Origin of the sequence: Halobacteriovorax sp. DPLXC-1 (assembly GCF_036903125.1) — a bacterium.
Taxonomy (GTDB): Bacteria; Bdellovibrionota; Bacteriovoracia; order Bacteriovoracales; family Bacteriovoracaceae; genus Halobacteriovorax_A; species Halobacteriovorax_A vibrionivorans.
This window is the reverse complement of record NZ_JAYMCO010000001.1, coordinates 1,113,897-1,139,232: the sequence shown is the minus strand read 5'-3', so window position 1 is coordinate 1,139,232 and position 25,336 is coordinate 1,113,897. Positions and strand designations below refer to the sequence as shown.

General features: G+C 35.3%; 23 protein-coding genes and 1 riboswitch. Of the genes, 7 read left to right on the top strand and 16 right to left on the bottom strand.

Translation table 11 applies throughout. The features are described from left to right. Position 1 precedes the first annotated feature (1 nt). Positions 2-3,040 (bottom strand): hypothetical protein, encoded by a 3,039-nt coding sequence (locus tag VCM44_RS05555; RefSeq protein WP_114705195.1) that lies wholly within the window; start codon positions 3,038-3,040, stop codon positions 2-4. Positions 3,041-3,292: 252 nt separating this feature from the next. Between VCM44_RS05555 and VCM44_RS05550 the strand changes: the two genes are divergently transcribed. Then, entirely contained in the window at positions 3,293-3,958 is a 666-nt protein-coding gene (locus VCM44_RS05550; RefSeq protein WP_334678245.1) for a hypothetical protein, read from the top strand. A 1-nt stretch (position 3,959) separates the two neighbouring features. Here VCM44_RS05550 and VCM44_RS05545 read toward each other — a convergent pair whose 3' ends face one another. The 5 genes from VCM44_RS05545 to VCM44_RS05525 form a co-directional block, all read right to left on the bottom strand. Continuing rightward, positions 3,960-4,706, bottom strand: coding sequence for a Bax inhibitor-1/YccA family protein (locus VCM44_RS05545; protein WP_120405655.1), 747 nt, complete (start codon positions 4,704-4,706; stop codon positions 3,960-3,962). Positions 4,707-4,775: 69 nt separating this feature from the next. Continuing rightward, positions 4,776-6,089 carry a sensor histidine kinase gene (locus VCM44_RS05540; RefSeq protein ID WP_334678244.1) on the bottom strand — a complete coding sequence of 438 codons (1,314 nt, stop codon included), beginning with the start codon at positions 6,087-6,089 and terminating at the stop codon, positions 4,776-4,778. 160 nt (positions 6,090-6,249) lie between these two features. Then, a complete protein-coding gene (locus VCM44_RS05535) occupies positions 6,250-7,740 on the bottom strand; it encodes a hypothetical protein (protein ID WP_334678243.1) in 1,491 nt (496 codons plus the stop codon). Positions 7,741-7,765: 25 nt separating this feature from the next. Then, positions 7,766-8,332 (bottom strand): pentapeptide repeat-containing protein, encoded by a 567-nt coding sequence (locus VCM44_RS05530; RefSeq protein ID WP_162929651.1) that lies wholly within the window; start codon positions 8,330-8,332, stop codon positions 7,766-7,768. Positions 8,333-8,376: 44 nt separating this feature from the next. After that, positions 8,377-8,772 carry an acyl-CoA thioesterase gene (locus VCM44_RS05525; RefSeq protein WP_334678242.1) on the bottom strand — a complete coding sequence of 132 codons (396 nt, stop codon included), beginning with the start codon at positions 8,770-8,772 and terminating at the stop codon, positions 8,377-8,379. Between the two features lie 25 nt (positions 8,773-8,797). Beyond that, a riboswitch (adenosylcobalamin-variant (AdoCbl-variant) riboswitch) is annotated at positions 8,798-8,875 on the bottom strand. 115 nt (positions 8,876-8,990) lie between these two features. Between VCM44_RS05525 and VCM44_RS05520 the strand changes: the two genes are divergently transcribed. Continuing rightward, complete coding sequence (locus VCM44_RS05520; protein WP_334678241.1) at positions 8,991-9,620, top strand: hypothetical protein; 630 nt, start codon at positions 8,991-8,993, stop codon at positions 9,618-9,620. A 57-nt stretch (positions 9,621-9,677) separates the two neighbouring features. On the opposite strand, the gene VCM44_RS05515 is transcribed toward VCM44_RS05520, so the two are convergent. The 4 genes from VCM44_RS05515 to VCM44_RS05500 all read right to left on the bottom strand — a co-directional run bounded on the left by VCM44_RS05515 (position 9,678) and on the right by VCM44_RS05500 (position 13,081). Continuing rightward, positions 9,678-10,070 carry a hypothetical protein gene (locus VCM44_RS05515; RefSeq protein WP_334678240.1) on the bottom strand — a complete coding sequence of 131 codons (393 nt, stop codon included), beginning with the start codon at positions 10,068-10,070 and terminating at the stop codon, positions 9,678-9,680. A gap of 97 nt (positions 10,071-10,167) precedes the next feature. Further along, positions 10,168-11,676, bottom strand: coding sequence for a hypothetical protein (locus tag VCM44_RS05510; protein WP_334678239.1), 1,509 nt, complete (start codon positions 11,674-11,676; stop codon positions 10,168-10,170). Between the two features lie 86 nt (positions 11,677-11,762). Continuing rightward, positions 11,763-12,104 carry a hypothetical protein gene (locus tag VCM44_RS05505; RefSeq protein WP_114705204.1) on the bottom strand — a complete coding sequence of 114 codons (342 nt, stop codon included), beginning with the start codon at positions 12,102-12,104 and terminating at the stop codon, positions 11,763-11,765. Positions 12,105-12,175: 71 nt separating this feature from the next. After that, positions 12,176-13,081 carry a MerR family transcriptional regulator gene (locus VCM44_RS05500; RefSeq protein ID WP_114705205.1) on the bottom strand — a complete coding sequence of 302 codons (906 nt, stop codon included), beginning with the start codon at positions 13,079-13,081 and terminating at the stop codon, positions 12,176-12,178. A gap of 101 nt (positions 13,082-13,182) precedes the next feature. On the opposite strand from VCM44_RS05500, the gene VCM44_RS05495 reads away from it, so the two are divergent. From VCM44_RS05495 to VCM44_RS05480, 4 genes are read left to right on the top strand one after another with little or no spacing between them, the layout of a single operon-like run. Continuing rightward, positions 13,183-14,565: a TIGR01777 family oxidoreductase gene (locus tag VCM44_RS05495; RefSeq protein WP_120405161.1), complete on the top strand. Its 1,383-nt coding sequence runs from the start codon at positions 13,183-13,185 to the stop codon at positions 14,563-14,565. A 28-nt stretch (positions 14,566-14,593) separates the two neighbouring features. Next, entirely contained in the window at positions 14,594-15,127 is a 534-nt protein-coding gene (locus VCM44_RS05490) for a lipocalin family protein (RefSeq protein WP_114705207.1), read from the top strand. A 19-nt stretch (positions 15,128-15,146) separates the two neighbouring features. Then, on the top strand, positions 15,147-16,106 hold the full coding sequence (locus VCM44_RS05485) for a DUF523 and DUF1722 domain-containing protein (RefSeq protein WP_114705208.1): 960 nt from the start codon (positions 15,147-15,149) through the stop codon (positions 16,104-16,106). A gap of 1 nt (position 16,107) precedes the next feature. After that, positions 16,108-17,412 (top strand): cryptochrome/photolyase family protein, encoded by a 1,305-nt coding sequence (locus VCM44_RS05480; RefSeq protein ID WP_120405163.1) that lies wholly within the window; start codon positions 16,108-16,110, stop codon positions 17,410-17,412. Here the strand turns inward: VCM44_RS05480 and VCM44_RS05475 are convergent. The 6 genes from VCM44_RS05475 to VCM44_RS05450 form a co-directional block, all read right to left on the bottom strand. Then, positions 17,409-17,852: a hypothetical protein gene (locus VCM44_RS05475; RefSeq protein ID WP_334678238.1), complete on the bottom strand. Its 444-nt coding sequence runs from the start codon at positions 17,850-17,852 to the stop codon at positions 17,409-17,411. The two genes, VCM44_RS05480 and VCM44_RS05475, sit on opposite strands and share 4 nt — an antisense overlap. A gap of 84 nt (positions 17,853-17,936) precedes the next feature. After that, positions 17,937-19,121, bottom strand: a complete 1,185-nt coding sequence (locus VCM44_RS05470; RefSeq protein WP_334678237.1) for a hypothetical protein — start codon at positions 19,119-19,121, stop codon at positions 17,937-17,939. Positions 19,122-19,229: 108 nt separating this feature from the next. Beyond that, positions 19,230-21,059 (bottom strand): trypsin-like peptidase domain-containing protein, encoded by a 1,830-nt coding sequence (locus VCM44_RS05465; protein ID WP_334678236.1) that lies wholly within the window; start codon positions 21,057-21,059, stop codon positions 19,230-19,232. Between the two features lie 447 nt (positions 21,060-21,506). Next, positions 21,507-21,908: a hypothetical protein gene (locus VCM44_RS05460; protein ID WP_334678235.1), complete on the bottom strand. Its 402-nt coding sequence runs from the start codon at positions 21,906-21,908 to the stop codon at positions 21,507-21,509. A gap of 80 nt (positions 21,909-21,988) precedes the next feature. After that, the gene (locus VCM44_RS05455; RefSeq protein WP_334678234.1) at positions 21,989-23,383 is read right to left on the bottom strand and encodes a sensor histidine kinase; all 1,395 of its coding nucleotides are present in this window, start codon (positions 23,381-23,383) and stop codon (positions 21,989-21,991) included. Positions 23,384-23,522: 139 nt separating this feature from the next. Then, positions 23,523-23,975, bottom strand: a complete 453-nt coding sequence (locus VCM44_RS05450) for a hypothetical protein (protein ID WP_334678233.1) — start codon at positions 23,973-23,975, stop codon at positions 23,523-23,525. Positions 23,976-24,153: 178 nt separating this feature from the next. Between VCM44_RS05450 and VCM44_RS05445 the strand changes: the two genes are divergently transcribed. Next, the gene (locus VCM44_RS05445; protein ID WP_334678232.1) at positions 24,154-25,320 is read left to right on the top strand and encodes a phosphatase PAP2 family protein; all 1,167 of its coding nucleotides are present in this window, start codon (positions 24,154-24,156) and stop codon (positions 25,318-25,320) included. Positions 25,321-25,336 lie beyond the last annotated feature (16 nt).

Here is a 25,336-nt window from a genome sequence, read left to right as displayed (position 1 = left end):
GTTATTGACCAATGAGATCTCTAATTGCTGTTACACAATTGGTCTTCTTTTTTAGCTGAGGAAGGCCAGAAAGATTTGTGGCCGCATTGGCGCGATTGTATGCGCTATCTTCTGCGGATTGAATCCTTAATCGTTGAAACTCTCGGGCCTCGGGTGAAATTTCTCCAGTATAAGCTCTTCCTTCAGAAGAAATCGCAGAACGAGCTCCCCTTGGTCTTACTGCCCTTTCCCAATTAGTAAACTTTGGATTATTTGTTAATTGATCAGCTAATGGTTTATAAAATTTCATTTGCGTATAATGTTCAACATTAGATAATGCTTCACCAGCAAGTGGTCTAAATTCACGCATCTCTAGACCAAGATCATCAGTCATCTTCTTTAAGTCATCCATTAAGCGATCTGGCCTTTCCAGATACTCTTCATGAGAAATACTTTGCATCTCACCAGAGATCTCATCATTTTTATTTAATGCTTTATTTAAAATTGCACGAAATAGCTTCATTTGAAGAGCACTCTCATATGCATCTCTTGGAGCATTAAACATTCTCACTTCGGCCTTGCGAATTTTTGGATTTACTCTAAAGGCAGGTCTCCACGGAACTTTTGGGTTAGAGATATCAAAGTCATCACTAATAAACTTAGGAGGAATGACATCCTGAAAATAGGCAGAAACATCTAAGTGCGTATAACGAGTCTTTCTTCCTACTCGCTTATTAAAATATCCTTCATTATAAAGGGCCTTTTTTAGGTCTGCTTCAGAACCATTCCAATTAGCAAGTTTTTGAGCAAACTCTTCACTAATATCGACAGGCTCTGCACTTTTAATACGATTGAGATCCTGAAATAAGAATGCAATGACTGACCTATATTCATGGAAAGTCGCTAGAAAGCGAGCAAACTCTTTCGGTTTTCCTTCAAATGCCGTTAGATCAATATTTAAGTGCCCACCACCTGCTTTAATATATGGAAGGGCATTATTCTTTTCAAAAGTATCATATACTGCTTGGACTTCATCCATATTTGGTTCAAATTTTGGAGTAACGACTTCAATTGATCCAGCTCTAACAGACTCAACTAAGACTTCACCACTTGGGGTATAATTACGTCCAATACCATCCCACTCAATTCGCCATGAACGATCTTTTGAGTCTTTAATTTTATATGCGATATCTAAACCGTGACCGTGACCATCCTCAAAAAGTCTTTCAGGCTCACCTTCTCCACCTAGACGATCTCTTAAATCAACGGCCATCTTCTTTAGGTATTCTTCTTTTTCTTCTGGCGACATATCAACACGTGTTTGAAGCCAAGACATTTTTCCATCCATTAGCCTTTGGCGATTATAGCCTCCGCTACCATCTTCAATCATGGCATAGTCACCTTCAAACTTTAATGGGAATTTAGCTGAGTACTCAACTCCAAGATCGATTTTATTAACATCGACATTCATTCTTGTACCTGGTTTAAACTTATGAAAATTTTCTTTATCCGAAAACTTTCGAGCAGGCATCATATACTTCTTAACATCTTCAGCAATATTTGAAGATTTAACCCATTCTCTTTGTAAAGAGATTACTGCCTTCTTTAAATTCTCATAATTAGTATGACGTAAACTTGCCACATCAATTAAATAGTCTCGTGTTAAATTCTTTAAAATAGCTTTCTTAGTATCCCCTAACATTGGATTATCATCATACCAATTCCATAGAGCAATATTGTAACCACTTAATCCAGCTCTTCTTAGTTTTTGAGCGGCCCTCTGGGCCTGACTACGAGTTAGTCCAAAACGCTCAACGAGGTCATCTTCATCAGGGTATGTCGAGTATTCTCCAATGATATTCCAAGAATCAGCTTTAGAGATCCCTGTAAAGTCTCCGCGAGAAAAGCGAGATGCCATTGAAGCTTGAATAAAGCGAGCGACACGAGAGTTCTTTGTCCCCGATCTAAACTCAATTGAGATTGAGTTATTAATAAAACGATCTTCATCATCGACACGAAGAGGACCACGATTTGTTTCATAACCGTCTTCCAGTGCTTCGATAATTTCATAATCATCAATAATACTTTTATAATCAGCAGTTTCAATACCTGATCGTCCAGCAATTCCCTCCAAGACAATAAGGGCCTGAGCTGCTTTTGTTAACTCAGCTGCTTTTGAACGATTAAAGTTTCCACCAATAGGAACAACCATACGCTGGTGCCCCGGAGCCTGAAATAACTCACCTCCGCGTCCCATCGTTTTCTTAAACCATGCGATCATTTCTTGAAATTCACCATAAGACTTCTGTGGTGCAAATTTAACTTCCCATCCAACAGAAGTATCTTCAATTTCAGACATATACTTTTCAGGTGCTCCAAGATTGGGAACCATGTCATAGTAATCGTCAATTGGATCTACTAATGATGAGAATTCTCCTTTAAAAAACTTACGTCTAGTTCCAGGAGTTAAATAACTATATGGACTATTATTGGTCTTACTAATAAATTCTGACCATTTATTCATTAACTGTTCATGTGATGCTGTTTGCGGGTCAAAGTTATTTAAGAAGGACATATTAATGGCCTTATTTCGCCCCTTAGCATCTAATAACTCTTGTGCAGGATCATGGCGAACACCATCTTCATCAATCCATACACGTATCGATTCACCAGCTCGATTATTCATCCAACGACTAAAGAAGTCTCTAAGAAATGTAACTTGCTCTTCTTCATCCATCGAATAACCTTCGACAATAGCTTCAAACGTATGTGCACTTGGCCCAAAGATTCTTGTGACATATGAAGATGAACCCTCTTTTTCACCTCCCCAAGAAATGGCACGACGGCCAGAGCCTAGGACTTGGGTTGCTTTAGCATTAAAGGCCACAGATGACTCCATCATCTCACCCCATACTTCATAGGCCGTTTTCTGACCGGAAGAAGCCGGCAGGCGACTTAAGAAATCTGGATAATCGTACTTTGCGACATAGACCTGTGGAAATACCCCGGCCAAGAGAGAAAAGATTAGAATTAGTGACGGATTCTTAAGAAGTTTAAGCATTGTTTCCCCTAATAATAAAAATACTTAAGACTTTATCGGAAACTAAGTTAATTAACTTGACGTAAAAGCTATACTACTCAATATATTCAACTACTTAGTAATATTGAACTTTTGATAAGTCCCACCTATAATGCGCCAATGAAGCCACGCAAGCCAAATTATATCCGTATTGTACTTAAGGTAATCCTCCTTATTTTATCTATTTATATCTGGTTCGTTATTTATAACGGTATGACAACTCAAGGATAGAACGTGATTTTAAAGTTACTTATTTCATTAATTCTTTTCTCATTTCATTCATATGCACTAGAGGCCGGCCACTGTATTAGTGACTACTCAACTAAGCGCTATATTCAAAATGATTTTTCAGCACCATATCCAAAAGAGGTCATCTTCACATGTCGATATCGTTGCCTTGATTTAGAAGGCTATGAGAGTGAGGAGATTTTAGGAACATCAACGATCACTGTTAATAGTTTAAGTGATGATGCCTTAAAAGTCGTTTGCCAAGGTGTGATCGTAAAGAAATCAAAATGGGGATACGAGTATAGCCGAACTGATTCATTCTACGCTCATTTTACTGAGATAAGCGAAATTAAGGATTGGGCATATAAGAATATTCCTCTTGATAATTCAATTAGTAAAAAGCTCTTACTAGATTTTAAAAAGACGATTACTTCTGTTTATCAAAGTTATGAAATAGCGGGACGCTCTAATACTCCCGTTGCAAAAGAGTTCTCAAAAGCAGCACAAGTTTTAAAAGAAATGGCCAATCAACTGCCAGAAGATCAGAGTCTATTTAATTTATATCGTAAGAAGATTGAAGATTTAGATGGGAAAACTGGAAAAGATTTTAATTCAGAAAAGCTAATAATGGACCAGATACTCTTTGGAGCACGCTGGTCCATAAATATTTAAATTAGTCGCGACTATTTAACTTTGATAATAATCTTAATACTTCCATATAAAGCCAAATTAAAGTAACCATAAGTGAAAAGCTAGCATACCACTCTAAGTACTTAGGAGCACCTTGATTAACACTTCTTTCAATGAAGTCAAAATCAAGAATTAAACTAAAAGCTGCAATACAAACCACCACAAGACTAAAGCCAATACCTACTGGACCATTTCCATGAATTAATGGAATTGATGCTCCAAAGAAGCTCATTACAAAGCCAACCATATACACTAAGAAAATAGCTCCCATTGCTGTCATTATAATCTTCTTAAAAGTACCAGTTGCTCTAACTAGGCCCCAACGATAAAGAAAGAAAAGTGTGATAAAAGCACCAAATGTAATCGTTACGGCATTAAAGACTAATCCCTGGAATTGAAATTCATACATTGCTGAAACAGAGCCAAGTAATAGGCCCTCAAAGAGTGCATAGATTGGAGCTGTGAACATGGCCCAAGTTGGTTTAAAAATTGTAACCATTGCTGCAATAAGTCCACCAATAAGACCTATCATGACAAATGGTGAAAGTTGGCCACCCATACCATTTTCAAGAGCACCAAGTGTCTGATTCCAAGTATAAATAAAAGTCATCATCATAAGAGCAAAGAGAATCATCCCCTTATTGAAAACCCCAGAAAAACTCATTGTTTCACCTGTTGTTGCTCTTGTATTAAAAACATCATTTGATAGTGTCGGATTTGTCGACCTCATCATTCTCATAGATTCCTCTTTTGTTATAAATTTAATACATTATAACAAATCCCAGCAGAAAAAGAAAAATTAAGAGAATAGCGTCTTTTTAAAGCTTAATTGAAAATGTGTTCCATGATTGTCCGGTGAGTCATTCTTAGTTCGGGACTTCACAGCAATAGTTCCATGACTGAGTTCAACAAATGTCTTCACAATGGACATCCCAAAACCTGTTCCTTTTTCTCCACCGGTTCCCTGTCTTGATGTGATGGCATTACTTTCAAAAAGAATATCTAAGAGTGTTTCATCAATTCCAACACCTTCATCAACCAAATTAATATGAACACCATCAATTGTTTCTTCTAAGGTTATTTTTATCTCCTTACCTCTTTCCGAAAATTTGATTGCATTAGAGAGGAGATTGCCTAGGATTTGATATTTTAATGCTGTAGCATTTCCCATGACATAGACATTTCGATACTTTTTAAAGTCATAATTTAGAATAATCTCCTTTTCTTGAAGCTTAGATTCAAATACTTTTAAAAGATAGTCCACAACATCATTAATATAGACCTTTTCAAATTTTAACTCGACTTTACCTTGTTTGATTGATTGTAGATCCCGTATTTGAGCAAGTATATTTCCAATCCCAGTCGTGCAAGAATTAATACGGGCCAAGCACTTCTTAATCTCTTCATCAGAATTATCTTCTAATAATTTAAATAACTTCTTCTGTGATAAATTAATAACAGTTAAAGGGTTACTTATGTCGTGTCCAACGAGTGTTAAAAGAGTATTAATTTGTTCACTCTTTTCAAAAATGGCCTTATTAAAGCGGTCCCTTTCAGTTAAGAAAACAAACATATAAACAGTATTTAAAAAGATAAGTCCCATCATTATAAAAACACGGGCAGCAATATCACCAGTTTGAGATAAGTGATTTGTAAATACAAAACCATTTAAGTTAAGCACGAAATAATATAAAGTCGCAACGACAGGAATCACACACCAGACGATAAAGTCTCTACGTGTTCCTACAACTCCAGCGATAAGAGGAAGAACGGTAAACCAAATAGGCTGAACACTGTAAATCCCACCGGTATAATGTGTCCAAAGAACAATATGAGAGAATCCTGCAAACATGATTGCGTGAAAGATTAATGAAAAAGAGCGGAATACTTTATACAGAAGTGGACTCAATAGATGAATCGTTGCACAGACAATTCCCAGTTGATAGAAGGCAGGAATATCTGTAAATAAATATGCGGCCAATACGTGAGTCCACAATAGAGGTGCAGTAAGAAGCACCGTCAATAGATAGAGACGAAAATGTGAAACTTCTTGATCTGAAAAGTTTTTCAAGTCCCCAAATAGAAGCGCAATTAATTTATCACGTAACATCATAATGGCCAATTATCCCATAATATTTATTGCCACTTTCATCATGAGGTGAAATTAGCGATGTAACTACATGAAATAAAAGAGCTTTTTCTCAAAACATAAAAATACAATTATGATTTACGTCATGTGAACAAGCTCCAATTACTGCCAATAATTTAAGCCTTTAGAACTGAATACTTGCCGAAATTTTATTAAGTGGCATATATTCTATCCCCTCTTTTTTTAACTTTCTATCAAGGTCGATAAGATCTTTTTTAAAGGTTATAACTGCCTTTCTTCGTCGAGGACATTTGAACTTATAATTAGCATCAATGAGTTTTGTCACCGTAGTTGGTGAAAAGAAGAGATTATCGGCCATAGAGTATTTCATTTGATCCCAGGCCTTAACAAGCTTTGATCTTTTCATCATCTTATCTCCCTTTTTAGGAGGCGCTTGTCTAAGTCGTAATGGAACCTGTCTCTTATCTAAGATTCCATAATTGTAATGATCAGTAGCGTGAGCAACAGTTACTGTAAAAAGATAGGTCGTCACTGCTCTCACTAATGTATCACCTTTGAAAATATCACTACCTTTTGGAAAATCATTAACGTGCTGATGACAATAATCAGACCATTTAGTAATCCAAAAATCACCATCTTCTACATCTGATAAAATTTCTGATACAAATTTATAGAAAACTTCATAGTAGCTTTTTAAATAGATGCCGTACTTTCCTTCAACACCTGGAGAATTAAGAGAGTATGAAAATGGAGGGTAAGATAAATTTCCTTTAATTCCCTTATATCCTTCCACTAGTAAATCTCTTAAACCAGCTGGTCCTCCAGGGTAAGGCGCATACACCATCCACCACTTCTCTTGAAGAAGAGAGCTCTTATAATTTAATACAGCATTCTCTAGTGGCAGAGTAAAACGAAAATGTGGAGATAGTAATTTAAATAAAACATGCTCTTTAGGTAATGATGTCTTAGAGATGGCATTTATTGAGTCGAATGGAAAGTGCAATAAAGGATGAACAACTAAAGTTGCACATAGAGCTCCTCCTTGAAGGACGAAGTACTTTGCTAGCTCCCATGCATCAGAATCCTCACTTATATCAAATACAGTCTCAGTGTCTTTGATGTAGATCGCCTGAACGATGAAGCGCTCTCCTTCTTTATAGAGGAGTGTTTTAGAAGCGCTGGCATAAATACCAGGAAAAGTTTTTACAACTCTTACAGCATCGAGATCGACAATAAACCATTCTCTCTCGTCTTTATTATAATCACTAAAAACTCTCCAATCTTCCTCATCTAATTGATCACTTAAAAATTTACTCATCATCGAATAATTTAATAAGTCCTCAAATTCCTTATTCGTGACTTCTTTTAGTCCAGGAATGATCTTGGCCTTAAGATAATAAAAAGGAGCAAGAGGTAGAGTCGCCATATAACGAAGGCCAATCCAAAGCCACCAGTCAGCGACTTCTCTAAATGGAACATGAATAACAGCAGGAGATTCTCCCCAAGGATGAACAGGAGAAGGCTGTGGCCAAGGCCCCTTTCTTTCATAGAGGAAATCTTTTTGTGAATATAGATGTTTGTTTGAAGTGGCACTATTAATTTGTGCACGGATTTTGTCTTTAACCTTTAAAGCAAATTTCTCTGGTGTTTTCATTGGCGCCTTCCTAGCTTAGTTTTGATTATTCGATTTCTATCCCAAAAGGTCCCAATAAGTTCAGGGCCTCAGGCATAGTGAATTTACATTTTTTTAAATTTGTATTTGTAATATCAATATAGAAATTAATTGCATGGCTAAAATTAGAGCCTTTCATATTGGCCTTTGAAAAATTCGCACCTAAGAGATTGCTATTTGAAAAGTCACAATTTTCAAAAGTTCCCTGAGAAAAGTCCGCCTCTTTAAAAGAGCTTTCAATAAAGCTTGAACTATTTAACGAGCAGTCCACAAAGCTTGTATAATCAAGAGAAGCTCTCTTAAACCTTAAATCAAATAAATTATTGCACTCAGAAAAGTTAATACCGACACACTTACAATCGCCAAATGAAACATCTCGTAGCGTAGCACCTAATAGATTTAAATTACTCAAATTTGAGTTATTGAACTTACATTCAATAAACTTTGCACCAGATGCATCTAATCCACTTAAGTCTAAATCATTAAACTCACAACAAATGAACTCGCCCCCTTTTAGAGAGCTGAGTTCACTAATATTTTCGCTATTAAATACTTCTTCTTCAAAATATGACATAGTCATATTTTAAATGAAAAAAGTTTATCCATCCATCTCTATTTTTATGAGAAAATAGGTACAGCCTTTCGTTCATCATTGATTGCAACTAGAGTGAAACTCCCCTTTACTGCTTCAATCTGTCCTTCTTCATACATTGCCTCAAGCATTAAAGTAACATCCACAATTAGACTACTTTTTCCAACTTTAACAACTTCTCCAATAAGTTCAGCAAAGTGGCCTCCTGGGATCGGCATATTGAAGTCCACACGATCACTTGAAACAGTGACAAATTTCTTTCTTCCAAATCTTGTTGCGGTAATGAAGGCAACTTCATCCATCCACTTCAACGTGATACCACCAAATAATGTGTCATAATGATTTGTACTATTTGGGAAAACGGCCCTAACAATACGTGTTTTTGAGCGCGCGATTGCGTCTTTTAACTGATCTTCAGTCATAATTCCTCCTCGGGATAAATGTTATTTGCTAATTAGGATCGGACTATAACCGTTGCGGGACAGTAATGGATTTTCACCATATTCACTAATTAACTATTGGATATTAGATAGAAACGAGCATCAAGGCAATGAATAAAATACATTTTAACTGGCATAAATGAACAAAAGTGATATTTCATTTAAAACTTAAATAAAAACCGCATATAAAGGAATAAATAATGAAATACTTAATTCCCCTAAGTACTCTTTTTATAGGTCTAAGCGCTCAAGCAGTTCAAACAACAGCAAGACCTTTTAGCTTTGAATTTTATGCTCCAACAAATGAGCTCAATTTTGATGTAACTTTAGAGCAATGGTGTCGTTATGAGATCCCAGTGTGGTCTGACTCTGCTGAATATAAAACAAAACATCAATCAACTCCACTAAGAGAGAAGAGAACAAAATTAGGAAATGGCCTTACTCGTTTTACTTATTCTTTAAATAGTACAAAGTCTTTAGAACAAACTGGTTTCTTTAAATCAGGGAAAGAATGTACAAGTGGAGTCAGAATTATAGTGGAAAGCGCTAAATATGCACTTGGCTGGGCAGGACAATATAGTCGCCCTATTGAATTTAAATTTCTCGATGAAATGTATGCATTTAAAGAGTACGACACAACATTTGATGCACAATCAGATAAGAATATTAGACTATTCTCAGATAATGAAATCTCATTTGAATACAAGACATTCTCTGGTGGGAACCAAGTAAATGTAACAATTCTCTCAAATGGAAAGAGAATGAGAAGCTCATTTCCACAAGGTGTTTTAAAGAATCCAAAAACAAATATGCCTTACAAATTAAAATAGAAATAAAAAAGGCCTCTTTGAAAGAGGCCTATATTTTAAATATTTTAAATTCAACCGTTATTCCCAAACCTGATAAACAGCTTCTTCCATCTCAGTTACACAATCTGTAACAGCTTCATAGAATGGCCATTGTAGATCATATCCCCAACGACTTTCTTCAACCATTTGATTGAAGTTTGTATAACCTTTAACAATACAAGATTGTGGGAAGCGCTTTTCAGTTTCAACTTCACCATTATAGTCATAAACGATTAAATCTGCTTGAAGAACACATGAATTTGTATTCTCATCACAAACAAATAGGTTGAAGCTAAAGTTAAAATCACCTTCACACCATGTATCACCACAAATATTATCAATTGCTGTTAAAACCTCTGATTCTTGCTTTTGACTTAGTGTATTAGCAAAAATTGATGACGTAACTAGCATTAATAGAATTAGCTTTTTCATTGGAATCCCCTTTAAATAATTTAGGGGAATATAGATTACGATTTACATGATGTATATTCGATTGATAATATTTACATCATACAATTATTAGATAAGACTATAGCAGTTCTTCTAACATACTGACCCCACGACCAAGCTTTGCCGCAAATTGAGAATCTCTTGCATTTTCATCTGCTATTTCAAAAAGTGACTTTGAAGTTATTTGCATTCTAAGGGCCGTTTTAGCTCTTGAGGGTTCTTTATCCACAAATGATGTTACTAGCGCCCTTGCGTAGGCTTCACTTACTTTTGCAATAAAACTATTTATTGGGCGATAGTTTTTTGCATCTCTTATCAGCTCTTTCGTTTCACTTGTTTCTCGTATTTTATAACCTTTCTGTTCCATTTGCTTTTTGAACTCTTGTAAAACTCCTGGACCTCTTGTTGCCAGTCCAATAAAGAAAGATTCGATATTTTCTTGATTAACAGGGATTCTCTCAATGTTATTGTAGAGAAATAACTCTGCTGAAACGAGACCTGACTCCTTAGACATCAATGCCATATCTCTTATATATGCTGAATCCATTTCGTCTTTATACTTTCCAACACAGATATTACATGCATATTTCTTTGCCTTATCATTACCAAAGCAACATGCTTCACATCCATAAGATGTATCGACACCTGTTCCATGTCGATAGCCAAAATTATGAATCATCTCATGAAACATAACACCTTCTAACTCATCTGTGCTCGGGCCGTTCTTTATTCCACCAAAGAAGCTTTTTTCCATCTTTGGATTTAATGAAACAAATGGATGCTTAATACCTAGACTCTTAATCTCAGCTTCACTGGTCGATGCATAACCGACGACACCATTACTCCAATTATAATTTTTATTATGACAGATGAATTTTGTAGGATTCACTTTTCCACTTAACTGTATGTTAAAAAAGTTTAACAAGTTTGAAATCTCACCTTTCATTGACTTATCTTTATCCTGACTGGCCAGATCAGAGAGACAACTTAGACCTTTATCCAATGCATTTCGAAGCATCCTTGGAAACTTCTCATCTCCTAGATTATCTAAGCAGCTCTTGTGTATTTGAACTCCTGGTGTAAATTCAAAAACACCTCCTCCAATTCTTGAGATGATTGGATCGAAGTTATCAATAAAATCATCAACCCCCTCTAGACCTCTGAGGAAGTTTTCATAACTACATTTAATATTGGATTCATTACTTAATGTTTCTCTATGATCAAGATTTGAAATTTCTCTATCAACTATTAGCTTCTTTTTTCCATCATTTATGTCATAGAGTTGATATTGTGAGCTTGCGCCTTTATTTGATATGATTTCAAGCCGATCAAATTTACCATCAAAGTCATTATCTGCTTCTATACGAGTAATATTACCTTTTACCTGCATTTTATAATCATATTTCTGATCATAATTACGATCATTGAGGTGCTCTACGAGAGCTCCGTCTACATAGCGAAAGATATTATCAATTACTTTGTCTTTATTATCATCGAACTCAAACGTCTGACTCTTTTGAGCAAAGAGCTCAGCTGTAGCTAATAGGCAAATAAGAATAAGTGAATAGTATTTTAATTTAGCTCTCATCTTATTTAAGTATCGGTATTTCTTAAGAAAAGATAAGAAAAAAGGCCCAACGAAGTGGGCCTTAAGTATTTGAAATATTATTTAGATCACCAAGTATTATAACAACGCTGACGACTAAGCTTCTTAAGTGTCTGGTTGTAATAAATTGTACAGCTATGATACTCATAATGAAGCTGAAGCTTAATATGATGATCATCTTCTTCACCTACTGGCCAAAAATTTGGAGCATGTGTTACTTGAAGATCCCAAAGGCGATCTGCTGTACAGAAATCAAGAGTTGATTCGTAATTTAATAAATTTGCGCTAAATTCAATTGCTTCAACCTTAGCTGCGTCATTTTCAAATCTTAGGCATTCATTATTACCATTAAGTGCAAATACTTGAGCACTAAAGAATAATGCAATAAACATTAGGAATGTGTTTCTCATTGTTGTCTCCTCTATAAAGTCGAGGAAGTTTTACTAATCAAACAATGGTATGACAAAGCCTAACGCGTTAATTATGACAGCCCAGATAACCTCTTATCAAATAGTTGGAAGTCAGCAATAATCTCAACAGACTTAATATTTTTAAATTCAGGAAAGTCCAAAGGCTTCGCCCCACCTAATATGATCCTAACTGGTCTATTAAGGACTTTATCTACTCGGTTCAAATATGGAATGATATGAGTTTCATAATTCCAATGATCAGAGCTTACAACACCAAGGATGATATTATCGCATGATAGCGCGTTAACGGCCTCCGCTAAGCAATGTGCAGGATTTGCGGCACCAAGATAATAAGTACTATTTCTATTGGCCTTACAAAGGATATCAGCAATTATAATTGATAATTCATGAAGGTTTCCTTCAGGAGTAGCTAAGGCAAAGCGTTCAGACTCTGGGAGATTTGGTAATCTAATTTGTCCAAGTTGTTCCCTAATAATAGTCGAAACGATATGCTCTTGTGTTACGGTATACATACCATCAACAACCATTTGTCCGGTTTGCTGCATTACAGGTAGGACAACCTTGAAGATAAACTCCTTGGAGCTTGAATTAAGCCTTAAGTATTCCGCTTCAGAATGAACTCTATCAATCTCATATCTCTTTAGGGCACTTAGTAAGCGCTCAACACCTTCATTAATGATGTGATTTGTCTCATAGGCCATTTCATCAGAAATCCCAGAAACCTGCTCGTTTAACTCTTGTAGAGTTAGATTAGCAACTTTAGAAATTGTTTGTCCGTGGGCAATGAGGTTTGCCATGGCCTTAGCTCTGGCCACATCTTCATCACCATAGAGCCTCTCGCCATTCATTCCCCTAACGGGCTCAAATGCACCATATCTCTTCTCCCACATTCTGATTGTATGGGGTTGAACTCGACAAATGTCTGAAATTACTCGGATACCAATATTTTTATTCATGAAAGCCTCTATATTTTACAAATTCTTGTTCAATTGTTGTATATTATATTATATATACAAAACATATACAAGAGTTATTTCTTGTATACTCAGGAGGAAAAATGAGCATACTTATCACTGGAGCAACTGGATTGATTGGCCAAGAGTTAGTTTACGCTCTAGCTAAAGCAGGCCATGAAGACATAAGAGTACTAACTCGAAATACAGCTAAGGCCGCAAAGCAATTCACAATTCCTCTCTCATTTTTCGAATGGGATCCAAATGCGAACAAGATCGATGAATCAGCTCTGGAAGGTGTTGAAACAATTATTCATCTTGCAGGTGAGAATATCGGAGGCGGCCGTTGGTCCGAGAAACAAAAAGAGAAAATATTAAACTCTCGAACACAAAGTACTAAACTCTTAGTTGATACAATTAATAATAATCAAGTTTCATTAAAGAAGTTTATCACGGCCAGTGCTATTGGAATTTATGGAACACAAAGTGAAAAGAATCCTCCGGCGCTAAAAGAAGACGCTTCATACGGTGATGATTTTCTGGCCAAGGTATGCAAGGCCTGGGAAGACGAAACTGATAAATTAAATAATAAAGAGATTCTTATTAATCATGTAAGAACAGGTATCGTTTTGGCCAACAACGGTGGTGCTCTTCAAAAAATGCTTCCAGCTTTTAAACTTGGAGTGGCCGGAAAACTGGGCAGTGGAAATCAATTTATGAGCTGGATCCACATTAAGGACCTAGTAAGTATTTATCTTCACCTAGTGGAAAACCAAGTTAATCAAGTTGCCATTAATGCAACAGCTCCAAGACCAGTAAGTAATAAAGAGTTCACATCAACTCTAGGAAGCGTTGTTAAAAGACCAACGATTCTTCCTGCACCAGGATTTGCATTAAAAATAATTCTAGGAGAGATGTCTACCCTCTTATTAGATGGTCAAAATGTAATCCCATCATATTTAAATGAAAATAAATTTCAATTTCAATTTCCTAACTTAAAAGATGCTTTGGAGGATCTTGTGGGTTTGGAAAAAAAGTTCTCACAGGTTCAATGGGTTGAAAGGCCAGTTGAGAATGTCTTTAATTTCTTTAGTAACGAAAAAAACCTAGAAACAATCACACCAGATTCCATCGGATTTAAAGTATTAGATATGAATACTCCAGAGATTACAAAGGGTACCATAATCGATTACCGCTTAAGTATTTATGGTATTCCTCTTAAGTGGAAATCAGAAATTTTACACTTTGTTAAAGGTAAGGAATTTGTCGATAAACAATTAGAAGGTCCTTATAACAAATGGGTTCATACACATGGTTTTATACCATATAAGAATGGAACACTCTTAACTGATGAGGTCTTATATAAGGTTCCTCTCGGTGCCCTTGGGGATCTCTTTGCCGGTGCCTTTGTTAGGAGTGATGTTAAGAAAATTTTTAAATTTCGTAGTCAAAAATTAGATAAAATTTTTGATGAAGTTAATAAGTAGTTAATCTAAAATTAAGAAGGAGAAGAAGATGAAGAAGCTCGTGTTATTTTTTTCAATGTTAATGTGCTCGGTTGCACTATCTAGCTCAAGCTTACCGCTAGATACAGTTGATTATGTTGATCTCGATCGCTACCTAGGTAAGTGGTATGAGATTGCACGTTTTGATCAAAGCTTTCAAAAAGGCTGTACTGCTGTTGAAGCCAATTACAGTCTTAGAAAAGATGGAGATATTAAAGTTATAAACACGTGTCGTGTTGGTTCTCCTGATGGTGAATACAAAGAAGCTGAAGCAAGAGCTTGGGTTGTTGATGAAGAAACAAATGCAAAGTTAAAAGTACAATTCTTTTTAAGAGGGATTAAGCTTCCTATTTTTGCAGGTAATTACTGGATTCTTGAACTTGATGAAGACTATCAATATGCAATGGTTGGAGACAAGTCGAGAAAGTACCTATGGATTCTTTCACGTACTAAAGAGTTAGATGAGAAAATCTATCTTGAACTAGTAGCAAAAGCGAAAGATCTACACTTTGATGTTAGTAAACTTTTAAAGACTCAACAATAAGGTTGAGATTGGATAAATTATGAAACGACAAAAACCACTCATTGCTATAAGCTCATGCCTTTTAGGTGAAAATATTCGCTACAATGGTGGCCATTGTCGTGAGAATTGGATTTATTCAGAATTATCTAAATTTGTTGATTTTCACCCAGTCTGTCCAGAACTTGCGATGGGACTGGGTGTTCCAAGAGAAGAAATTCATCTCTTTCGCACCACTAGAAAAGATAATGAAGTAAAGCTGCGCTCTAAGTTCACAAAAGAAGAGCTTACTCAGACAGCTTATATTACATATGAGTCAATCGAAGATGATTTAAAGAACTTAGATATCGACGGCCATATATTTACAAGGAAGTCTCCTACTTGTGGCCCAGATAACGTAAAGACCATTACATTAGATGATCCAAATTATGTGAATAAATCAACTGGTTTATATGCAGGGTTCATTATGGATCAATTCCCTAACCTTCCTTATATCGATAATGGAAGAATTAAAAATATTGAACTACGAGAAAACTTTGTAAAAAAGATATTTTCACACTTTCGTTTTAAACAACTAAATGGAACGATGAGGGACTTACAATTATTTCATCAGATGCATAAGTATGCCATCATGGAACATAATCAAGAGAATATGAGAACTCTCGGTCGTATTGCTGCTAACCATGAAGGTTTATCAGCACAAAAAGTTTACCAAATATACTTTAAGTTATTTATGGAAACGATTTCAATTCTTCCAACTCGTAAGAATAGACTAAATGCTTGCTATCATGTCTTTGGATATTTTAAGAATGATTTAGGAGCAGGAGAAAAGAAAGCCTTGTTAAACTTAATGGAAGATTATCAAAATGGTGTTTCAAATTACCTCACAATAAACTCGTTTCTAAACGTATTAACAGAGGCACATCAAAAGGCATATTTACAAGACCAATATATCTTTGAACCGTACCCAAAAGAATTAAAGCTATTAAAAGATATTGCATAATATGAGTTCTAAGAAAGTTAATATATTCTGGTTTCGTCGAGACCTTCGATTAAAAGATAATCGCGGCCTTCTTCATGCACTACAATCACAGAAAGAAGTCCTGCCTATATTTATCTTTGATACAAATATTTTGTCGAAGTTAGAAGATGAAAATGATCTTAGAGTAAGTTTCATTCATGATGCAATAACTGACCTCAAAGAAGAATTAAACAATCTTGGAAGTGACCTACTTGTCTTAACGGGTGATCCCCTTACTGAATACAAAAAGCTTATAAAAGAATATAATATCGAAGAAGTCTATACAAATGAGGACTACGAACCATATGCGATTAAAAGAGACAAAGCAATTGCTTCTTTTTTAGAAAAAGAAAACATTAGTTTTCACCAATATAAAGATCACTGTATTTTTGCTAAAGACGATATTTTAAAAGATGATGGCAAACCATATGTAGTCTACACTCCTTACAAAAATAAATGGCTGGCAGAATTAAGGCCAAAAGACATTGCGACCCTTGAGACTCATAAATACTTTGATAATTTTAAGAACTTTAAGGCAGAAACCTTACCAACGTTAGAAGATCTTGGTTTTATCTATAATGAGAAAGCTGATGAACAAGTAAAAACGATTAAAGGTCGAATAATTGATGACTATGACAAGAACCGTGATATTCCAGCTCTCGATGCGACATCAAAACTAGGTATCCATTTAAGATTTGGAACCATATCTCCTCGTAAATGTGCACAAGTAGGATATAAGAAAAATGATACATGGTTAAGTGAACTAATCTGGAGAGAGTTTTTCATTCAAATCCTCTATCACTTCCCTCATGTCGAGAATGCTCCATTTAGAGAGAAATATAAAAGTATAAAATGGAAGAATAATAAAAAAGAATTCAAGAAGTGGTGTGAAGGAAAAACAGGCTTCCCAATAGTTGATGCAGGAATGAGAGAATTAAATGAAACGGGCTATATGCATAACCGAGTTCGTATGATTGCAGCTTCTTTTTTAGTTAAGGATCTTCTCATTGACTGGCGCTGGGGCGAGAAATACTTTGCTCGCAAATTAAATGACTTTGAACTTGCTTCTAATAATGGAAATTGGCAATGGGTGGCAGGAACTGGTTGTGATGCTGCCCCATACTTTCGAATTTTTAATCCCTATACACAGCAAAAGAAATTTGATCCAGATTTTGAATATATAAAGAAATGGATTCCAGAATACGGAACTGATAAATACCCTGATGAAATAGTCGATCACAAAATTGCATATCACGAAACCATCAGGGTATATAAAGAATGTAATTAATCAATATCACACCTGATACTTTGCTTTTTATGAAACGTTCCAATTTGAGAATAATTAAATGATTGAATTTTAATATATTCATTTTCTGGTTCAAACTCATCAATATAGATATTAAATGATTTTGAATAACCGTTTAAAAAAAAGAAACTAACATATCCACTATCGATATAATCAACTCTCTTTTGAAAATCACCGCGAAAATTATGCTTAATATAGTAATTCCAAGGTTTATCTGCGATCTTATATACCTTGATATCACGAATCTTTGTTCTAACCTTATCGTAGCCGCCAGTGATGCGAACAGAGATTTTATCATCTTTGAATTTTAATACCTCAATACGACATTCTTTATCACCTGGGCGAGCAGAATCGACTCCATAAAAGACTTGTGTTTGTGCTGATGCTGTAAATAGAAATAGTAATGATATTAGAAATTTCATCTCCCCTCCAAAAGTAGATGTTTAGTTAACGTCTTTTTTTGGGGAGATGTAATTTTGTTTAGCAGAATAAAAAGGGGGGGGAGACTATCCTGCTATAAAATATGAATTATTATTATTTTTAATTTCTACATCCACCATTTTCTTTGCACGCTCAATTAGCTTATAAAAACGTCCATCAAGACTTGGTGAATATGTTGATTCCCAAATTTTTTCAATGAGAATCTCTTTTCTTAGAGGTGTCTTAGACTGAGATAAAGTTTGTAAAAGTATCTTTGCCTTCTTTCCTCTTATTTTACTTAAATCGATAACCTTCTCGACTTCTTCTGATACAAGTAAAGAGTTTACAACCTTCATAAAGATTGAACATTCTTCATTAGCATCCTTACAAATAAATCCATGTGCATAAAGAGATGGCCATTTTGAAACGATGTCTTGCCAAATATCTTTTGCTAATTCATTTTCACCGTTTTTAAGTGCTACGATGAAATCCCATTTTAAACTAAATTCTTCAATCTTCTCAACTGTATCTGGCTTACTTGGAATCTTTACATCATTTGTATAAAAATTCATCAAGTGATAACTGAATAGTACTCGTCCTTTACTTGTAACAACTTTAGATGGAAGAAGCTCTTCTAGTAGAGAAAATGCTTTCTCTACTCTTCCTGCCTTAAAATAAATATCTTGGGCAACAATTCTAAATAGATCTTTCTCAAGATTGTCCACATCACTATTTTCATTTTCTATTCTTTCAAGAATTTTGATAGATTCATCAAAGTTTAATTCTAGAGCAAGAAAAGTCGCCTCTGCTCTAGCTACAATTAACTCTTCTCTCTTTGTTGAAGTATATTTCTTAGCTTGTGATAAGTAGAATTTTGCTAATGAATCAAGGCCTGCACGATGAAAAGCCGCATTTAAATTAAAATGTGCTCTAAAAAGTCCAATATCATCATTACATTTTTCAAAGTAGCGAACTGCAAGGTTTCCAAAAGTTGCACTTTCTTCATAACGTGATTGCAATAGACAAATATGGGCCATTTGAAGGTAGCGCTCACCCATTAAGAAAATATCTTCAGAGCGTACTTTTTCAAGATCTTCTAAGCATTCATTCCAACGCTTATCTTTAATTTGTGTGCGTGCATTAAGGAGTTTCTTTTCAAAACTAGAAAGACTTGAGTCACTCTTATACTTTAAGAATTTTGAGCGCTGATCAGTAAAGTGATAGTTAACGTATTTACTGTAAACTTGGTAATCGTTTCTAGATTTAATCATATTTCCCCCTGCCCTTTTAAAAGCAAGAAGAATGCCAACCCTTCAACTCTAACCACCTGAAATTATGAGTATCTATAAATTAAAATAAGTGATAATTTTAGACAGTGCCTAGTCATTAGACACTCTCCCTTCACCAAAGTAGAAGTGATTCTTAATTCTAGGCCCATTTGCACCTTGAACGTATCTGAAATTCGCTTCTCTATCTCTTCGACTAAGTCGATCAGTTGAGAGAGAAAATACTGAATACTTTCCTTTACAATATAATTTCATATAGTGTTTATTTTCACATCGCAATACTTCGTTTTCACTTTTTAATTCAATAGTTTTGTAATCATCTGAATAAGTTACTTTGTACTCGTCGTTATCTTTATAACTACCCATATGAACTCCATCAAAGAATTGATTCATTGGCTTTGTCGTAAAGTGATCATCGATATTGATCTTTAACGTATAGGATTCATCTTCATTTTTTGAAAGACTTATTTCAGTTGGAGAATCACCTTGTTCGCTATATTCCCACCCTTGCAAGTTTTCTTCATCTTTTTGAGCAACTTTATGGATTGAATCTTTAAAAGAATAAGTACCGAGCATATTTTGTAAGTTGTTTTTACGAATCTGTAATGGAGGATACCCCTCACTATCTCTTTCTATACGAATAGCATCATCTGCATAATTAAGTACTAGGCCTGGATCACTTAAAAAACGAGTATCCATTCCAATAAGAATATCGCCAATACTTTCTAAGAATAGCCCTTCTCGTGGCATGAACTCACCAATGTCATTATAATTAAAGCATTGAAGACCAGTTCCTGTTCCTTCGCCTGAAGTTCCCGTTCCCTCTCCTGAAGTTCCCGTTCCCTCGCCTGAAGTTCCTGTTCCCTCGCCTGAAGTTCCTGTTCCCTCGCCTGAAGTTCCCGTTCCTTCGCCTGAAGTTCCCGTTCCCTCTCCTGAAGTTCCTGTTCCCTCGCCTGAAGTTCCTGTTCCCTCGCCTGAAGTTCCCGTTCCCTCGCCTGAAGTTCCAGTTCCTTCGCCTGAAGTTCCTGTTCCCTCACCTGAAGTTCCTGTTCCCTCGCCTGAAGTCTTTAATTGATCGAGCTTTTGGGCCTTCTCGTATTCGTTTTCACTATTATTTTGCGTTGGGTTTTCAACATAGTTTTTTATATCTGCAAATGAGATGACAAAGGTTTTATCCTGCTTTAAATCGGATTGAGTTTGGAGACCAATTAAAAGGCCATCTTGCGTAACAGTTGGGCCACCACTTTGTCCAAAGCTTGCCTTCAAATTAGAAAAGTGAAGAAGCTTTTTACCATCGTAGCCAGATTCAATTTCTTTAAATGAAGCTTTTTTAAACGTTGGCCTTAAATTACCATTTTCATAAATAGTTTCATCAGTATAAGAAACCTTTGGGTACATCTCTTGATTGCGCTTTTCTTTCGTACAACCAATAGTCATTACACTTTTAGACTTTTCTTTAAGGCGCTTAGGTGACATTTCCCAAACAGGCTCTAAGTCACGACAAACCCCATTTTTTATTTCTGATGGCACAGATAAAATTGCCAGATCTTTTGTGGTATCAAATACTTGAACTTCTGTTTCAACTTCTTGGCTTAAACTTTCATCAAAGAACCTTCTTTCATACTTCCAAAGAAGATCTTTTTTGATTGTTTGATTTGAATGGAACCTTGAATTACCAGGTGCTAAGCTCTGAGCTTGAGCAAGGCCATTGTTGGCCCTTAAATCATTTGGAATTGGCTTAATGACGACCTTATTCTTTGTATTTTTAACCGCGTGAGCATTTGTCACGAGCATGCACTTTCCTTGATATTTAATCAAAGTTGCTGATGCAGCCTTACCATCATCTGTTTCATAACAATAAGTTACGACCTGCCTAGCTTGAATTGAAAATGCTATTAAACAAAGAATTAAATACTTCGCCATCTTCCCTCACAATTTGATACTAACGTATCGGTATCCCGAGTTATTTACTTGAGTATTTAAAAAAGAAAAATACACTAGGTACCTAAAATTACACTATAATCACTCTCCCCAAATAGTGTAATCTTATCTCGATACCTAGCGTATCTGCCTTTGATGTCTGTAAAACTCCCCAATCTTACAGACAAGGCTTATTGAAACAATATTCTCCCCAAAACATTGTTCTAGAATAATCATTGGCTTCTAATTTTACTTGAATTTGGAATTCTCCAATATTCTCTTAGTCGCCTCCCCTTTCTTGTACTTAGATTATAGGAAGACAAATTAAGCTAAATATAATTATCCTGACATTCTGACTTTTTATAAGTCAGACCAATTAAAATTTAATAAGTATTGGAAAATATAAAAGAAAAGGCCCAATGAATGGGCCTTAAAGTTATTTGAGAATTCCTAATTTTTAAGACATGTCTCAATCTTACGAGTTACAGTGAAGTCTGACCCGTAGTCATCGCTTAGGTTATATGTCGTTTCAATATAGTCTTTTAAACGATAATCATCTTGAACCTTTACTTCACAGCTAAGTAATTCAATACGATCATGAGATCCTTGATAATAACGACCATTCATATCAAAAGAAGCTTGCTCAATTTGAGCACATACTTCATTTACATTACCGACAAAGCAAAATTGTCTTTCTCTCTTTGTATCGTTTACATCATAATTGAAGCTAGAGTCACTGAAACCAATAACGGTCCCAAATTGAGCATCATTAGTGATAATAAAAGTTGATTGTGGCTGATGTGCAAATACAGAAAAAGCACTCAGTAGAATGATAGATTTTAAGATATTCATATTAAGCTCCCTAATATTACAAAATATTTAGCCTATCAGTAACACAGCATGCCTAAGAATAAAATACTATAAATGAAACCCTAAAAATTTATCACGAATGTGGTATTTTCTGAATCTTCCTCAACCAGAAGTTGATATCCTGAGTTTTCAATGATTTGCTTTGTGATGGCCAAGCCTACACCAAAACCTGAGCCGTCCTTCTTTGTAGTCTTACCCATTTCAAAGATATTCTTTAACTGATCCCTTGGAATCCCACTTCCAGAGTCAACAATCTTAATGAATCGCTGACTTGATGAAGTAATGACCTTTATCCAAGGTGTATCTGTTGTTTTTATCTCTTCAAGTGAGTTCTTTATCAAGTTAACTAAACACAAGCTTAGCTCTGTTTCATTGCCATCTATATCAAAATCATCAATCTCAAGCTCTACTTTCACCTTATGCTTATCAATCTTTTCTTGTACAAGATCAATTGCTTCCATTGTGACATCTGAGATTTTGATTCTCTCTTTGTGAGAATCATAATTCTTCTTAAAGATATTCATGTAGAGGTCAGTAACCTCTAGAATCTTTGCAATATGTTTACGGAGTTTTTCTGTATATCGGCGTTGATCTTCTAATAATTCTTTTTCTAAACGATTATTTGCCGTATTTAAGACAAAGAGATGATTTCTAATATCATGAGCAATACTAGCTGAAGCGAAGCCAAATTGGGCGACTTTAGAGAGCTTAACCATATCTTTTTCAAGGTTATACATCTTTGTAAAAGCCAAATCCTGGTAATAAATATTAAATCGCATGGATTCAAAAACGTAGCCCAGATAATAGATAGGAACAAGATAACCAATTGTTTCTGTCCCTATAGACGTATCCCATATCGATGCAAATAAAGTAACGATTAATCCTGTTTTAAAAAGATACTCGTTCTTGTTTCGTCTATTTAATTCCTTCCACACGACAATAGTAGAGTAGAGAATAACGACTAGTCCCATAACGCCTATTAGAACAACTAAAAGACTGGGATAGATTTGTAGATTTAATGCTTTTGTAAAAAGTGTTGAAGGTGGAATTTCTCGAGGCTTAAACATCAAATCAATTGAAGTGAAGAGGTAAAGAAAACCTCCAATGACAACATAGACCGAATGGGCCACACAAAAGAACTTAGAGAACCACAGCTTTTTAAGATCATATCCAAAAAAACCCTCTATCGCCTTTAGGTAACAATAATAAGTCCAATATGCGAAGAACCAATACGTAATTAAGAGGAAATTAGAAAGTTTAGGATCTGAGACATGAGTATTTACAGCAATTAAAACGGCATAAGCTCCAGCCGAAAGACACATAAGAATAGGCCAGAAAGCCTTCACATTTAGGTGCTTCCGATAAGTATAGGCACCAATTGAAGCTTGGTATAGGAAATATGAAAATGCGAAGATAGTTACATACCGAGTAACTACTATATATTCATCAACACTCATAATATAAAATATACATTATTTAGGCTAATTAAACACTTAAAATATAGAAATACTTTAAAAAATTATCTGAAGCTTAACTAATTTAACAAAAAAGGGAGCTTATACACTCCCTTATTTACCTAAAAAATTTTACTAAATTTTATAGCTTACAAGTGAAACTAAAGTCGTATTTTTTGAATAAAAAGCAGCGAAATGTCTCTCTAATAGTGACTGAATCTCCATTTAGAGTAATTGTTTTCTTGTAACCACTTTCTCCTCCATAACTTCCACAAGCATCACCTCCTGGGCGATTAGAGTCCTCAGAAACAAGTAGCGTGTTAGCATCGACAAGCTCAGCTGAGTCAGAAAAAGCATGGGCCACAGGGGTAAAATAATATCCAGTATCTCTAAAGTAGAGGCTAACGCTGTCGGCCAAAGAATCAACTTCAATACTACACTCACCTGTTCCTGTATCATTTGTATTAGTTGAAGTGACTCCTGTTTTTCCGTCTAATTTCTTTAGCTTTGATACGAATTTTGCCTCTGCACCAGAAAAGGCAGCTACATTCAATGCTGAGATTAATAATAAGAATGTAATTACTAAATTATTCACTTGGTACTCCTCGTTTGTTTTACAAGTCTTATACGAAATAAATAAAGAACTAGCATCTCACCATGTAATATTTTTCTTAAGTAAAAACAGAACCTTAAGACTGTCTAAACTTTGTTCTCTGTGAAGAGAATTTACAAAAATGAACACGATTTACTCTATTTTTCCTATATTGAAGGTTATGAGAACATTAAAAGCAATCGTCACAAAGAGTTTATTAGTAACAACCTTAGTATCAGCAACAGTTGTCCATGCGAATAATTCACAATCAGATGAAGTATTCTGGAATAATGCTAATTTTCAATCTATCTATAAGGAGAATTGTGAATGGCGCTATGAAGGTTGTGTCACAGTTGATGAAAACGAGTTAGATCTTCGCTCAAATGCCAAGCATATGCTTGATGAAATCTATAGTTGTAAGAATACGATACAAGGCTGTAGTGAAGAAGAACAAAAGAATATCGACAGAATGGAAGGAATTAAGGGGCGAATTGGAAACAAGGCCATTTATGGTGGAATGTCGCCACAAGAGTTCTCAAATTACCTTCGTAAATTTGATTCATCTAATAATAAGAAAGGATATTTCATACCACTAGGTTTAAGTGATAAAGAGCTTCTAATGCTAGCAGCTTCCACTTCACTTGGACTTGTTATGTTTGGCTCTGACCAAGAAACAATGGACTTTGTCCAAGATCATAAGAATGGCTTTACTGAAAAACTCGTCTACCCAACAAATAATCACGACAAAATGATCCTTGGAGGAGCAGCCGCCGGATCATACTTTTTAGGTGTTGTTATAAAAGATGGAAAACTTAAAAAGGCAGGACTCTATGTTTTAACGAGTCAAATTGCGACTCAGATTGTAACGGAAGCATTCAAGAAAGGCTTTGGGCGACAAAGACCAAATGCTGACCAAGGGCCATATGCTTTTGGAACAACTGGAAAGTCATTCTTTTCAGGTCATTCTTCAGGAGCTTGGTCATTTGCAACAGTTTTTGCAGAAATTTATAAAGATAATAAAGTCGTTCCATATTTAGCTTACGGTGTGGCCGCTCTAACATCTTATGGACGCCTACACGATAGAAAACACTGGCTATCAGATGTATTTGCAGGAGCGATTGCTGGACATCTAATAACAAAGCTTGTTATTAGAATGCACGAAGGCGATGATTCAAATGGTGGACTAATGGTCTTTCCTTCTTGGAATCGTGAAACAGGAACTTTCATGGTCAACTTTGAATGGAGACCTAGAAATAATACAAAAACTGAATTCAAATGTAAGAAGTTACCTGAGGGTAAAGATAGAATTCGTGCTTGTATTTATGAAGCATTTTTAAGATCGCAATAAAATAAAATTGGAGAAA

What these genes read in the sequence shown, in the direction of transcription:
- VCM44_RS05540 (WP_334678244.1), bottom strand. Translation starts at nt 6,089, where the DNA reads ATGATGTTACGTGATAAATTAATTGCGCTTCTATTTGGGGACTTGAAA.
- VCM44_RS05490 (WP_114705207.1), top strand. Translation starts at nt 14,594, where the DNA reads ATGAAGAAGCTCGTGTTATTTTTTTCAATGTTAATGTGCTCGGTTGCA.
- VCM44_RS05495 (WP_120405161.1), top strand. Translation starts at nt 13,183, where the DNA reads ATGAGCATACTTATCACTGGAGCAACTGGATTGATTGGCCAAGAGTTA.
- VCM44_RS05470 (WP_334678237.1), bottom strand. Translation starts at nt 19,121, where the DNA reads ATGATTAAATCTAGAAACGATTACCAAGTTTACAGTAAATACGTTAAC.
- VCM44_RS05530 (WP_162929651.1), bottom strand. Translation starts at nt 8,332, where the DNA reads ATGTCATATTTTGAAGAAGAAGTATTTAATAGCGAAAATATTAGTGAA.
- VCM44_RS05465 (WP_334678236.1), bottom strand. Translation starts at nt 21,059, where the DNA reads ATGGCGAAGTATTTAATTCTTTGTTTAATAGCATTTTCAATTCAAGCT.
- VCM44_RS05545 (WP_120405655.1), bottom strand. Translation starts at nt 4,706, where the DNA reads ATGAGGTCGACAAATCCGACACTATCAAATGATGTTTTTAATACAAGA.
- VCM44_RS05525 (WP_334678242.1), bottom strand. Translation starts at nt 8,772, where the DNA reads ATGACTGAAGATCAGTTAAAAGACGCAATCGCGCGCTCAAAAACACGT.
- VCM44_RS05480 (WP_120405163.1), top strand. Translation starts at nt 16,108, where the DNA reads ATGAGTTCTAAGAAAGTTAATATATTCTGGTTTCGTCGAGACCTTCGA.
- VCM44_RS05510 (WP_334678239.1), bottom strand. Translation starts at nt 11,676, where the DNA reads ATGAGAGCTAAATTAAAATACTATTCACTTATTCTTATTTGCCTATTA.
- VCM44_RS05455 (WP_334678234.1), bottom strand. Translation starts at nt 23,383, where the DNA reads ATGAGTGTTGATGAATATATAGTAGTTACTCGGTATGTAACTATCTTC.
- VCM44_RS05485 (WP_114705208.1), top strand. Translation starts at nt 15,147, where the DNA reads ATGAAACGACAAAAACCACTCATTGCTATAAGCTCATGCCTTTTAGGT.
- VCM44_RS05520 (WP_334678241.1), top strand. Translation starts at nt 8,991, where the DNA reads ATGAAATACTTAATTCCCCTAAGTACTCTTTTTATAGGTCTAAGCGCT.
- VCM44_RS05515 (WP_334678240.1), bottom strand. Translation starts at nt 10,070, where the DNA reads ATGAAAAAGCTAATTCTATTAATGCTAGTTACGTCATCAATTTTTGCT.
- VCM44_RS05445 (WP_334678232.1), top strand. Translation starts at nt 24,154, where the DNA reads ATGAGAACATTAAAAGCAATCGTCACAAAGAGTTTATTAGTAACAACC.
- VCM44_RS05500 (WP_114705205.1), bottom strand. Translation starts at nt 13,081, where the DNA reads ATGAATAAAAATATTGGTATCCGAGTAATTTCAGACATTTGTCGAGTT.
- VCM44_RS05505 (WP_114705204.1), bottom strand. Translation starts at nt 12,104, where the DNA reads ATGAGAAACACATTCCTAATGTTTATTGCATTATTCTTTAGTGCTCAA.
- VCM44_RS05460 (WP_334678235.1), bottom strand. Translation starts at nt 21,908, where the DNA reads ATGAATATCTTAAAATCTATCATTCTACTGAGTGCTTTTTCTGTATTT.
- VCM44_RS05535 (WP_334678243.1), bottom strand. Translation starts at nt 7,740, where the DNA reads ATGAAAACACCAGAGAAATTTGCTTTAAAGGTTAAAGACAAAATCCGT.
- VCM44_RS05475 (WP_334678238.1), bottom strand. Translation starts at nt 17,852, where the DNA reads ATGAAATTTCTAATATCATTACTATTTCTATTTACAGCATCAGCACAA.
- VCM44_RS05555 (WP_114705195.1), bottom strand. Translation starts at nt 3,040, where the DNA reads ATGCTTAAACTTCTTAAGAATCCGTCACTAATTCTAATCTTTTCTCTC.